Origin of the sequence: Micrococcus sp. KT16, assembly GCF_003315015.1 — a bacterium.
Lineage (GTDB): Bacteria > Actinomycetota > Actinomycetes > Actinomycetales > Micrococcaceae > Micrococcus > Micrococcus luteus.
The window spans coordinates 16,724-29,277 of sequence record NZ_QNRG01000010.1; the positions used below are offsets into that span (position 1 = coordinate 16,724).

The 12,554-nt window shown below is 75.8% G+C and carries 9 protein-coding genes; 5 read left to right on the top strand and 4 right to left on the bottom strand.

Annotated elements, in window-relative coordinates; genetic code table 11:
* Positions 1–76 precede the first annotated feature (76 nt).
* The gene (locus DE149_RS08710) at positions 77–4,084 is read left to right on the top strand and encodes a Pls/PosA family non-ribosomal peptide synthetase (RefSeq protein WP_113914368.1); all 4,008 of its coding nucleotides are present in this window, start codon (positions 77–79) and stop codon (positions 4,082–4,084) included.
* A complete protein-coding gene (locus DE149_RS08715) occupies positions 4,081–5,421 on the top strand; it encodes a M1 family metallopeptidase (protein ID WP_113914369.1) in 1,341 nt (446 codons plus the stop codon). The genes DE149_RS08710 and DE149_RS08715 overlap by 4 nt, the downstream gene beginning before the upstream one ends.
* Positions 5,422–5,439: 18 nt before the next feature.
* On the opposite strand, the gene DE149_RS08720 is transcribed toward DE149_RS08715, so the two are convergent.
* From DE149_RS08720 to pheS, 3 genes are read right to left on the bottom strand one after another with little or no spacing between them, the layout of a single operon-like run.
* Entirely contained in the window at positions 5,440–6,060 is a 621-nt protein-coding gene (locus DE149_RS08720) for a 4'-phosphopantetheinyl transferase superfamily protein (RefSeq protein ID WP_113914370.1), read from the bottom strand.
* 2 nt (positions 6,061–6,062) lie between these two features.
* On the bottom strand, positions 6,063–8,642 hold the full coding sequence (pheT, locus tag DE149_RS08725) for a phenylalanine--tRNA ligase subunit beta (protein ID WP_113914371.1): 2,580 nt from the start codon (positions 8,640–8,642) through the stop codon (positions 6,063–6,065).
* 3 nt (positions 8,643–8,645) lie between these two features.
* Entirely contained in the window at positions 8,646–9,728 is a 1,083-nt protein-coding gene (pheS, locus tag DE149_RS08730) for a phenylalanine--tRNA ligase subunit alpha (RefSeq protein WP_049147954.1), read from the bottom strand.
* A gap of 86 nt (positions 9,729–9,814) precedes the next feature.
* On the opposite strand from pheS, the gene DE149_RS08735 reads away from it, so the two are divergent.
* A complete protein-coding gene (locus DE149_RS08735) occupies positions 9,815–10,222 on the top strand; it encodes a CHY zinc finger protein (protein ID WP_113914372.1) in 408 nt (135 codons plus the stop codon).
* Entirely contained in the window at positions 10,219–10,668 is a 450-nt protein-coding gene (locus tag DE149_RS08740; protein ID WP_049147952.1) for a hypothetical protein, read from the top strand. Before DE149_RS08735 ends, DE149_RS08740 begins: the two co-directional genes overlap by 4 nt.
* Positions 10,669–10,713: 45 nt before the next feature.
* Here DE149_RS08740 and DE149_RS08745 read toward each other — a convergent pair whose 3' ends face one another.
* On the bottom strand, positions 10,714–11,376 hold the full coding sequence (locus DE149_RS08745; RefSeq protein ID WP_060974027.1) for a hypothetical protein: 663 nt from the start codon (positions 11,374–11,376) through the stop codon (positions 10,714–10,716).
* A 92-nt stretch (positions 11,377–11,468) separates the two neighbouring features.
* On the opposite strand from DE149_RS08745, the gene DE149_RS08750 reads away from it, so the two are divergent.
* Positions 11,469–12,542 (top strand): Rv2578c family radical SAM protein, encoded by a 1,074-nt coding sequence (locus DE149_RS08750; protein ID WP_113914373.1) that lies wholly within the window; start codon positions 11,469–11,471, stop codon positions 12,540–12,542.
* Positions 12,543–12,554: the final 12 nt, after the last annotated feature.

Sequence of the window (12,554 nt, forward strand, 5' to 3'; positions counted from 1 at the left end):
CGGGGCATAGAATGTCCCGCTGCGGCCTGGTCCGCGTCCGACCCTCGGTTTGCCGCTCACACCCCCGGAGGCCCCTGTGTCCCTTTCGTCCGCCGCGCCCACCCCGCCCTCCGTCCCCCTCGACCCCGCGGGCGCGCCGCATCGGCCGCAGCTGCCCGGCTCCGAGCGCACCCCGCCCGCCCGGACGCTCGTGGAGCTCTTCGACGCCACGGCGCGCGAGCACCCGGACGCGACCGCCCTGGACGACGGCGTCGAGCCGCTGACGTACGCGGAGCTGCGGGAGCGCGTCGACGAGACCGCCCGCCACCTGTGGGCCGCCGGCGTGCGGGCGGGAGACCGGGTCGGCGTGCGGATCGCCTCGGGCACGGCCGCACTGTACGTCTCGATCCTCGGCGTGCTCGCCGCCGGCGCGGCCTACGTCCCCGTGGACGCGGACGATCCGGAGGAGCGCGCCCGCCTCGTGTTCGGCGAGGCGAAGGTGGCCGGCGTCCTCACCGACGAGCGGGTCTACGCCCCGCACCCCGAGCACACCGCGGACCCGGCCGCGGAGGCCCGCGCCCCCGGGCTCGAGGACGACGCGTGGATCATCTTCACCTCTGGCTCGACGGGCACCCCCAAGGGCGTGGCGGTGAGCCACCGCTCGGCCGCGGCCTTCGTGGACGCCGAGGCGCGGATCTTCCTGGCGGACGATCCGCTCGCCCCGGGCGACCGCGTGCTGGCGGGACTGTCCGTCGCGTTCGACGCCTCGTGCGAGGAGATGTGGCTCGCCTGGCGTCACGGTGCGTGCCTGGTCCCGGCCCCCCGCTCGCTCGTGCGCTCCGGCATGGACCTCGGCCCGTGGCTCGCCGAGCGGCGCATCACCGCCGTGTCCACCGTGCCGACCCTCGCCGCGATGTGGCCCACCGAGGCCATGGACAACGTCCGGCTGCTGATCTTCGGCGGCGAGGCCTGCCCGCCCGAGCTCGCCGCGCGCCTGGCGGAGGACGGCCGCGAGGTCTGGAACACCTACGGCCCCACGGAGGCCACCGTCGTCGCGTGCGCGGCCCCGCTCACGGGTCTCGGCCCGGTCCGCATCGGCCTGCCCCTGGACGGCTGGGACCTGGCCGTCGTCGACCCGCAGACCACGCTGCCCGTGGCCGAGGGCGAGACGGGCGAGCTGATCATCGGCGGCGTCGGCCTGGCCCGCTACCTCGACCCGGCCAAGGACGCCGAGAAGTACGCCCCCATGCCCTCCCTCGGCTGGGAGCGTGCCTACCGCTCCGGTGACCTCGTGGTCTTCGAGCCGGAGGGCCTGCTGTTCGTCGGCCGCGCCGACGACCAGGTGAAGCTCGGCGGCCGCCGCATCGAGCTCGGCGAGGTGGACGCGGCCCTCCAGGCCCTGCCCGGCGTCCACGGCGGCGCCGCGGCCGTGCAGACCACCCCGGCGGGCCACCAGATCCTCGTCGGCTACCTCGTCCCCGCGGACCCCGAGGCCGAGCTCGACCTGCACATGGCCCGCGAGCACCTCGCGGCGGAGCTGCCGGCCGCACTCGTGCCCCGGCTGACCGTCGTGGACTCCCTGCCCACGAAGACCTCCGGCAAGGTGGACCGCCACGCGCTGCCGTGGCCCCTGCCCGGCGCCGAGGTGGACGAGGACGCGCCCCAGCCGAACGAGGACACCGCCGACGGCTGGGTGCTGCGCCAGTGGGCGGACGTGCTCGGCGCGCCCCCCAAGGACGCCGACACCGACTTCTTCGAGGCCGGCGGCGGCTCGCTCGCCGCTGCCCAGCTCGTGGCCCGCCTGCGCCTGCGCCACCCGGCCGTGACCGTCCAGGACGTCTACCGCAACCCCACCGCCGGGGCCCTCGTGGCCGCCGTCGTGGGCGACGACGGCCCCCGCGGCATCGAGGTGCACGACCGGCACGTCGACCGCACCCGCCACCGCACCCAGTGGGTCCAGACCCTCGTGGGACTGCCCGTGTTCGTCCTGCCCGCCCTGCGCCTGGGCGTGTGGACCGGCCTGGCCCTGAACCTGCTGACGCTCTCCGGGCTCGCGCCCGGGCTGCCCACCGTGCCGTGGTGGGTGCTGATCGTGGCCGGTCTGCTGGTGGTGACCGTGCCCGGCCGCATGCTGCTCACCGCCGCGACGGCCCGGCTGCTGCTGCGCGGCGTGAGCCCCGGGTCCTACCCGCGCGGTGGCCGCGTCCACCTGCGCCTGTGGCTCGCCCAGCAGATCAGCGACCTCGTGGACCCCTACTCGCTGGCCGGCGCCACGTGGGTGCCCGCCTACGCGCGACTGCTGGGCAACCGGATCGGCAAGGACGTGGACATGCACACCGTGCCACCGGTCACCGGCATGCTCACGGTCGAGGAGGGCGCCGCGATCGAGCCTGAGGTGGACCTGTCCGGCTACTGGGTCGACGGCGACGTCGTCCGGCTCGGCGAGGTGCGCATCGGCGCGGACGCCGTCGTGGGCGCCCGCTCCACGCTCCTGCCGGGCGCCCAGGTCGGCGCCGGGGCGCACGTCGAGGCCGGGTCCACCGTCGCCGGGCGGGTGCGCGGCGGCCAGCGCCACGCCGGCTCCCCCGCCGTCAAGGTGGGCAAGGTGAAGTCCCGCGGCCCCGCCGAGGCGCCGCGGGAGACCCCGGGCTGGCGCCTGATGGCGACCGTCCTCTCGACCCTCATCTCCCTCCTTCCGCTCGTCTCCGCCGCCGCGGCGGCCGCGGTGGCCGCGTGGTCGCTGACCTGGTGGCCGCCGGCCCCGGAGGCGGGGCCGCTGGCCGCCGTCGGGACCACCGCGGCGCGCCTGCTGGCCGCAAGCCCCCTGGTGGCCGGCGTCTGGTTCCTGACCCAGATGCTGCTCGTGCTCGTCACCGTGCGCCTGCTCGCGCTCGGCATCACGGAGGGGCACCACCCCGTGCGCTCCCGGGTCGGCTGGCAGGTGTGGGCCACCGAGCGCGTCCTCGACGCCGCCCGCGACCAGCTGTTCCCGATCTACGCCTCCCGCTTCACGCCGACGTGGCTGCGCCTGCTGGGCGCCGAGGTGGGCCGCGGCGTCGAGGCCTCCACCGTGGTGCTCCTGCCCTGCATGACCCGCGTGGGCGACGGCGCGTTCCTCGCCGACGACACGATGGTCTCCTCCTACTCCCTCGACGGCGGGTGGATGCACGTGGCCCCCGCGAAGGTCGGCAAGCGCTCGTTCGTGGGCAACTCCGGCATGGTGCCCGGCGGCCGCACCCTGCGCCGCGACTCGCTCGTGGCGGTGCTGTCCACCACCCCGGCCAAGACCAAGGCGGGCACCTCCTGGATGGGCTCCCCGCCCGTGCGCCTGCGCCGCAACGAGGTCACCGCGGACGCCGCCCTCACCTACGACCCGCCGGCCCGGCTCAAGGCCGCCCGCACCGCCTGGGAGCTGCTGCGCGCGATCCCGGTGTGGCTGCACGTGGCCCTGTCCATCGCCGTCGGCGCGACGCTGGCCGCCCTCATCGCGGTCGGCACGTGGGTGCTGGCCTTCGTCCTGGGCGGCGTCGTCCTGCTCGCGGCCGGCGCGGTCGCGGCGGGCCTGACCGTGCTCGCCAAGCGGGTCTTCGTCGGCCGGATCCGCGCGGGCGAGCACCCGCTGTGGTCCTCGTTCATCTGGCGCAACGAGGTCGCGGACACCTTCACCGAGTTCCTCGCCGCCCCGTGGTTCAGCCGGGCCGCGGCCGGCACCCCCGCCCTGGTCTGGTTCCTGCGCGCGATGGGCGCCCGCATCGGCCACGGCGCCTGGGTCGAGTCCTACTGGCTGCCCGAGGCCGACCTCGTGGAGCTCGGCGACGGCGCCACCGTGAACCGCGGCTGCGTCGTCCAGACCCACCTGTTCCACGACCGCGTGATGTCCCTGGACGCCGTCGTCCTGGAGGACGGCGCCACCCTCGGCCCCCACTCCGTGGTGCTGCCGGCCGCTCGCCTGGGCCGCGGCACCACCGTCGGCGCCGGGTCCCTCGTGATGCGCGGCGAGGAGCTGCCCGCCGGCACGTGGTGGCTCGGCAACCCGGTCTCCCCGTGGCGTCGTCCCGACGGCGACCCCGCCGCCGCGGCCACCCCCTCCCGAGAGGAAGCATGAGCACCGATCCCTACGTCCCGGGCGTCGGCACCGACGCCGCCACCGTCGAGCACATCGCGCTGGACCTCGATGTGCGCCTGGCCGCGAACCGGGTCTCCGGCACCGCCGTCCTGCGTGTGCGCCTGACGAAGCAGAGCCGCCGCATCGAGCTGGACCTGCACCGGCTGCGCGTGTCCCGGGTGGCCGCCGTCGTCGACGGCCGCGCCATCGCCTCCTCGTTCACCCAGCCGGGCCGCGCCCCGAGCCGCCTCGTCGTGGACCTGGGCGAGAGCCGGCCGGAGGGCACGCTCGTGGAGCTCACCGTGGTCTACGCGGGCACGCCCACGTTGCGGCGCAGCCCGTGGGGCACCATCGGCTGGGAGGAGCTCACGGACGGCGTGCTCGTGGCCGGGCAGCCCCACGGCGCCTCCACGTGGCTGCCGTGCGTGGACTCCCCCACCTCGCGCTCGACGGCGGAGATCACCCTCACCTGCGATGCGGGCTACCTGCCCGTCGCCAACGGCGTGGGCGCACCCGTGCGCACGCGCGGCTCGCGGGTCACGTGGCGGTGGCGGCTCGACCAGCCCGTGCCCGCCTACCTGCTCAGCGTGCAGATCGGCCGCTACCGGCTCGTGGACGCCGCCCCTCCCGCCGAGGGGCTGCCGCCGCTGCGCCTCGTGGTCTCCCCGCGGACCGAGCAGCGGGCCCGCCGGGCCCTCGCCCCCCAGCCGGCCATGATGGCCACGTTCATCGACGCCTACGGGCCGTACCCGTTCGAGGACTACACCGCGGTCGTGGCCGATGAGGAGCTCGAGATCCCGCTCGAGGCCGCGAGCATGTCCCTGTTCGGCACCAACCACCTGGACGGCTCGTGGGAGTCCGAGCGGCTGATCGCCCATGAGATGTCCCACCAGTGGTTCGGCAACGCCGTGACCCTGGGCCGCTGGTCCGACCTGTGGCTGCACGAGGGCTTCGCCTGCTGGTCCGAGTGGCTGTGGGCCGAGGCCTCGGGGCGGTCGAGCATCACCTCGATGGCGCGGCGGGCCTGGCAGAAGCTGGCCGCGCACCCGGTGGAGCAGGCGCTGGCCGAGCCCGGGCCGGAGGAGATGTTCGAGGACTGGGTGTACAAGCGCGGCGCGCTCACCGTGGAGGCACTGCGGCAGCTGCTCGGCACGGACCTCTTCGGCTCCATGCTGCGCGCCTGGGTGCGGGAGCACCGGTTCGGCACCGTCGACTCCCTGGGGCTGCGCACGCACGTGCACGCGTGGGCCCCGCACGCCGGGGTGAGCCGGGCGCAGGTGGACGAGCTCTTCGACGCGTGGACGCTGCGGCCCGCCCTGCCGCCGTTCCCGGGCTGAGGCGGCCGCGCGGTCGACTCAGCGGCCCCGCCGCGCCAGCGCCCCGACGAGACCGCCCGGAAGCCGGTCGGTCAGGTCCACCAGCACGACGTCGGCCGGCACGGTCAGCGCGTCGACGGCGGCGGGGTCGCCCGTGAAGCCGGTGCCGGCGGCCTTCACGAGCGCCTCCTTGCGCGTCCACAGCCGGGCCCGCGCGGCGGGCCTCTCGGGGGCGGGGAGCTCCCGCACCCGGGCGCGCTCCGCCGTCGAGAAGCCCACCCCGCCCAGGCCGTCCTCGTCCGCGAAGGCCGCGGCGTCCGCCCGCTCGACGTCCACCCCGAGGCCGAGCCCGTCGGCGGGCCGTGCCGGCGCCCACCACGCCCCGATCCGCGCCCGGTCCTCGGCGCCGGGCATCCGGACGCGCGTGAACGAGACGAGGGCGACCCGGCCGGGGGGCAGGCCGGTCAGCGCGGGGACGCCGTGCGCGGCCGAGCCGCAGCCCGGGCAGGCGTGCCGGAGCCCGAGCGGCCCCACCGGCACGCCCCAGGCCGCCGTCAGGGCGGTGCGCACCTGACCGAGCAGTGCGGAGACGGCGTCGGCCGCCCCCGCCGAGGCGGGGACGGCCGAGGTCAGGCCCCACGGGCCGGTCGCGACGGACACGGTCAGCGCTGGACCGCCCCGTGCCGCTGCGCCGCGAGCGCGGTGGCCGCGGCGCGGGCCTCGGAGACCTCCTCCGCGGTGAGCGTGCGGTCAGGGGCGCGGAAGCGCAGGGAGAACGCGAGGGACTTCCGCCCCTCCGGCACGCCCGCGCCCCGGTAGACGTCGAACAGCTCGACGGCCTCGAGCAGCTCCCCGGCACCCTCGGCGAGGGTCGCGCGCACGTCCCCGGCCACGACGGCCTCGTCCACCACGAGCGCCACGTCCTGCGTGCTCACGGGGAACGTGGACAGCGGTGCGGCGACCACGATCTCGGGGGCCGCGGCGCACAGCGCGTCCAGGTCCAGCTCCCACACGCTCGTGCGGGCGGGCAGGTCCTCGGCCTCGAGCCACTGCGGGTGCAGCTCGCCGGCGACGCCCACCACCCGGTCCCCGTGCTCGGTCACGACGACGAGCTCGGCCACCCGGCCCGGGTGGAAGGCGTGGTGCCGGCCCTGCCGGACGGTCAGCTCGACGCCGAGGACGTCGGCGACGTCGAGGGCCCCGGCGATCGCGTCCTGCCAGTCCACCGGGCGGGGGTCGTGGTCCGGCCCGGGCGCCGAGTCGTGCCCGGCGTACAGACCGGCCACGTGCCACGGCTGGGCGGGGATGCCGGCCTCGAGGTCGGCGAGGACCTCGGCGGAGGGGTGGACCGCGCGCGGGGGGATCGTCGCCGAGCCCAGCTGCGCGCCGGGCAGGAAGACCAGCCCCATCTCGTACAGCGCCAGGTCGCGGAAGCCGCGTCCGAGGTTGCGGCGCGCGGTCTCGACGAGGCCCGGCAGCAGCGACAGGCGCAGGTGCCGGTACTGGGAGGCGATCGGATTGGCCAGGGCCACCATCGCCAGGGCCTGGCCCTGCGCGTCCGAGTCCGCCCCGAAACGCCGGTTCTGCTCCTCGGAGACGAACGGGTAGGCGAGCACCTCGGTGAGTCCCGCGGCCGCGAGCGCGGCCGACACGCGGCGACGCTGGGCCTGGCGGCGGGTGAAGCCGCGGCCCGGCGGGGCCACGGGCACCACGGAGGGGATCGCGTCGTAGCCGCGCAGGCGCGCGACCTCCTCGGCGAGGTCCTCGGGGATGCGCAGGTCCGTGCGCCACGACGGGGCGGTCACGGTCAGCCGCGGGGCGGCGTCGGCGGCGGCCTCGGCGACGGTCACCTCGGCGCCCAGGGCCCGCAGCGTCTCCACGACCTCGTCGGTCGTGTACGCCACGCCCACCAGGGCGGAGGGGAAGTCGGCGGCCATCTCGACGACGGCCGGCTGCGGCCGCGTCCCGACGTCGGTGACCCCGGGCTCGGCGGTGCCGCCGGCGAGCTCGACGAGCATCTGGACGGCCCGCTCGGCCGCCTCGTCGGCGATCTCCCAGTCGACGCCGCGCTCGTTGCGCTTCGACGCCTCCGAGGGCAGGCGGTGCCGGCGCCGCGTACGGGCGATCGACACGGGGTCGAAGTTCGCGGACTCGACCACGATCGTGGTGGTGGCGTCCGTGACCTCGGTGGCGGCCCCGCCCATGACGCCCGCCAGGCCGATGGGGCCGGAGTCGTCCGTGATGAGCAGGTCCTCGGGGTCGAGCTCGCGCTCCTTGCCGTCGAGGGTGGTCAGGGTCTCTCCGGCCCGCGCGCGGCGCACCACGATCTCGCCGGAGAGCGTGTCCGCGTCGTAGAAGTGCAGGGGCTGGCCCAGCTCCCACATGACGTAGTTGGAGATGTCCACCGGCAGGGAGATGGTGCGGATGCCGGCCAGGCGCAGGCGCGCGGCCAGCCACGGCGGGGTCGGGCGGGTCGCGTCCACGCCGGAGACCGTGCGGGCCACGAACCGGGTGGCCCCGGGCTCGCCGTGGATCGGCGCGTCGTCGTCGATGCGGACGGCCGGGCCGGCGTCGTCGGCCGCGGGCGGGTGGACGGCGGCGGCCGGGTCCGTGAAGGGCACGCCGGTGGCGTGCGCGTACTCGCGCGCGACGCCGCGCATCGAGAACGCGTAGCCGCGGTCGGGCGTCACGTTGATCTCGGCGGCCTCGCCGTGCAGGTCCAGGACGTCCCGGGCGTCGGTGCCCGGCTCGGGGTCGAGCCCGAGGTCGCCGAGCACGATGATCCCGTCCGTGCCGTCGTCGCCCATGCCCAGCTCCGTGCTGGAGGCGATCATGCCGGCCGAGACGTGGCCGTAGGTCTTGCGGGGGCTGATGCGGAAGTCGCCGGGCAGCACCGCGCCGGGCAGGGCCACGACGACCTTGTCCCCGACCTCGAAGTTGTGGGCGCCGCACACGATGCCCTGCACGCCGGAGGGCTCGATCCCCTCGCCGGTGAGCGGCTGTGCGGCGCCCTCGGGCACCACGCGCACGGAGCACCAGTTGATGGTCTTGCCGTTCTTCTGCGGCTCGGGCTCCTTGGAGAGCACCTGCCCGACGACGATCGGGCCCTGCAGCTCGGCAGCCGGACGGTGGACGTCCTCCTCCTCGAGGCCGACGCGGACGAGGTCGGCCATCACGTCCTCGGCACGGTGCTCCGCGGGCACGGGGACGAACTCCCGCAGCCAGTCCAGGGGGATGCGCATGGATCAGACCTCCATTCCGAAGTGCTGGGAGAAGCGGACGTCGCCCTCGATCATGTCGTGCATGTCCGGGACCTCGTTGCGGAACATGAGCGTGCGCTCCACGCCCATGCCGAACGCGAACCCGGAGTACTCCTCCGGGTCCAGGCCCGCGGCGCGCAGCACGTTCGGGTGCACCATGCCGCAGCCGCCCCACTCGATCCAGCGGGGCCCGCCCTTGGCGCCGGGGTGCCAGATGTCCAGCTCGGCGCTGGGCTCGGTGAACGGGAAGAAGTTCGGGCGCAGGCGGATGGCCGCCTCCGCCCCGAACATCTGGCGGGCGAAGTACTCGAGGGTGCCGCGCAGGTGGGCCATGGTCAGGCCCTTGTCCACGGCCAGGCCCTCGAACTGGTGGAACACCGGGGTGTGCGTGGCGTCCAGCTCGTCCGTGCGGAACGTGCGGCCCGGGCACAGCACGTAGGTGGGGGCTCCCCGCTCGAGCAGGGAGCGCATCTGCACCGGAGAGGTGTGGGTGCGCAGCAGCAGGTGGGCCTCGGCCGGGTCCACGAAGAAGGTGTCCTGCATCTCGCGGGCCGGATGATCCGGCGCGAAGTTGAGGGAGTCGAAGTTGAACCACTCGGACTCGAGCTCGGGGCCCTCCGCGATCTCCCAGCCCATGCCGACGAAGATCTCCGAGACACGGTCCATCGTCAGCGAGAGCGGGTGACGGGCGCCGACGCGGCGGCGACGGACCGCGGTGGTCACGTCCACCGTCTCCTCGCGCAGGATCCGCGCGGCCTGCTCCGCCTCGAGCACCTCGGTGCGGGCGGCCAGGGCCTTGCCCAGGCGGCCGCGTGCGGCGCCCATGAGCTTGCCGGCCTCCGCCTTGCGCTCCTTGGGCAGAGCGCCGATCGCCTTGTTCGCGAGAGTCAAGGGGGCCCGGTCGCCGGTGTGGGCCAGGCGGGCGGCCTTGAGTTCATCGAGGTCGGCCGCGGCCTCATATGCGGCGAGCGCGGCCTGCACAGCGGCCTCCACCGCCTCCGCGTCCACGGGGGAGATCTCCGCCACGGGCGCGGTGGGCTCCGCGCCGGTCTCGGGGCTGGGTGTCATCAGGGCAACGACCTTCGCATGGGGGACGGTGGGACGCCCGTCAGTCTAGTGTCCGCCCCGGGCCCGCTCGGCCTAGGCTGAGGCGCATGACCGCCCCGGACTCCCTCGACGGCACCGACCCGCTGCTGCGGGGCGTGGGCCTGGACGCGCAGACCCGCTGCGCCCATCACGCCACGGCGCGGGACGTCGTCGCCCTGCGCTTCGCCTGCTGCCCCGCGTACTGGTCCTGCCACCGCTGCCACGCGGAGCTCGCCGACCACCCGGCCGTGCCGGTGCCTGCCGGCGAGTTCGACCGGCCGCATGTGCTGTGCGGGGTGTGCCGCACCGAGCTGAGCGTGACCGCCTACCTCGCCCTCGAGGCCACCGCTGATCCTGCGTGCCCGGCCTGCGGGGCGCCGTTCAACCCGGGCTGCGCCGCCCATGCCCCGCTCTACTTCGACGTCCCCGCGTCCGGGTCCCCCGCCGGGGACGCCGATCCTGCGGCACAGCCATGACCGCGGCCCCCTCCCGGCCGTCGCCTCCGGCGCACGTGCGGGCGCGCGGGCTGTGGAACCTGCTGAACCTGGCGACGCCGCTGGGGCTGGTGGGCGCCGTCGTCGCCGGCTGCGCGCTGCGGCCCGGACCGCACGGGCTGATCGAGGCCCACGGCTGGACGCACCGGTTCCCGGGCGGGGCCGCGTTCACGGTCGGCGACGTCGTGTTCACCCGCCCCGGCCTGCGCATGACGCCCGCGCTGTGGCGGCACGAGGCCGGCCATGCGGACCAGTACGCCCTCCTGCTGGGTCTGCCCTTCCTGCCGGCGTACGCGCTGGCGGCGGCGTGGTCGATGTGGCGGACCGGGGATCCGGCCTCGCGCAACGTCTTCGAACGACGCGCGAGCCTGGCCCTGGGCGGCTACATCGAGCGGCCCGTGGTCCGCGGCCTGCGGCGCCGCCGCTGACGGGCACGGGCGATCGCGCCGACACGGACCCGGGGTCCGGGGAGGTCAGTGCAGGGTGCCGCCGGGGACGTCGAGGTCGGGGCCGCCGGCCAGCGCCGTCAGGGCGGCCTCGGCCACCGCGCGCGCCAGGTCGGCCGCGGGCAGGGCCGGGGTGTCCGGCGTCGGGCGGTGCTCGGTGTCCCACGGCACGTGGATGAAGCCGGCGGCCCGGGCGGTGCCGGGGCCGTCGAGGAGCGAGTACATGACGTGGTTGCACACGAACGCGCCCGCGGACAGGGACGGCTCCGCGGCGACGCCGGCCTCCCGGATCGCGGCGACGGCACGCTTGGCGGGCAGGGTGGCGAACAGGGCCGCGGGACCGTCGGCGCGCACGGGCCGGTCCACGGGCTGCTCCCCCGCGTTGTCCGGGATCCGGGCGTCCTGCAGGTTCACGGCCACCCGTTCGACCCGGACCGTCGCCGTGCCGCCAGCCAGCCCGACGGCGATCGCCACCTCCGGCCGGACCCGGTCGAGGGCCGCGGTCAGGGCCGGCCCGGCCGCGCCGAACGCGCACGGCAGCTCGACCGCCTCGGCCGTCACACCCCGGTCCGCCAGGATGCCCACGGCGTCCCGCGCGGCGGCGATCGACGGGTTGTGGACATCGCCGCCGAAGGGCTCGAAGCCCGTGAGCAGGACGCGGGCGGCCGGGGCGGGTGCACGGGAGGTCATGGCGACCACGGTAGGCGCGTCTCGGCGCCCGCGCCACGCCCGGACTCGAACACGCTTGCGGGTCGATTCGAACATGTGTTCTACTTCTGGCCATGCGATGGGAAGCGCAGACCCTGCGGTCCGAGGGCGGAGCCCAGCGGGCGACGGCCGGCACACCGGCCGGCTCCGCCGCCCTGCTGCCGCTCTCGGACCTGCAGCGGAGTGTCACCACCCCGGAGTTCGCGGGCGTCACCTTCCATGAGGTGCTCGCCAAGACCGCACTGAACTCGGTGCCGTCCGCCTCGGCCATGCCGTTCCGCTGGACCGTGAACCCGTACCGCGGCTGCACCCACGCCTGCCGGTACTGCTACGCCCGCAGCACCCACACCTTCCTCGAGCTCGACGCCGGGGCCGACTTCGACCGGCAGATCGTCGTGAAGGTCAACGTCGCCGAGGTGCTGCGCGCCGAACTCGCCCGCCCCACGTGGGGCCGCGAGGCGGTGGCGTTGGGGACGAACACGGACCCGTATCAGCGGGCCGAGGGCCGCTACGCGCTGATGCCCGGGATCATCCGGGCCCTGGCCGATTCCGGCACCCCGTTCTCCGTGCTGACCAAGGGGACCCTGCTCGCGCGGGATGTGCCCCTGCTGCAGGCGGCCTCGCGCCAGGTGCCGGTGCAGGTCTCGCTGTCCCTGGCGATGCTCGACCCCGCCATCGCCGCCGCGGTCGAGCCGGGCACGCCGTCGCCGACCGCACGCCTGCGCCTGATCGAGCGGCTCGCCGCCGCGGGTGCGGACGTCACCGTCATGGCCATGCCCCTGCTGCCGTGGCTCACGGACGGGGACCGCGAGATCGACGCCCTCATGCGCGCGCTGGCGGACGCCGGAGCCGCGCGCGTCATGCCGGGCGCCCTGCACCTGCGGCCGGGCGCGAAGGAGTGGTACCTGGACTGGATCCGCCGCGAGCACCCGGATCTGCTGGCCGGCTACGAGCAGATGTACGCCCGGTCCGCCTACGCGCCCGAGTCGTACCGCCGCATGCTCACCCGGATGGCCGGGGAGGCCGCCGCACGGCACGGCCTGGCCCGCGGCGGCGCGCACGGCATCCGGCGCGAGGACGGTCCCCCGGCCCGGCGCACCCCGGCACCCCGGCTCTCCGCTCCGGCGGCGCAGCCCGCGCTGTTCTGACCCGTCCGCGGG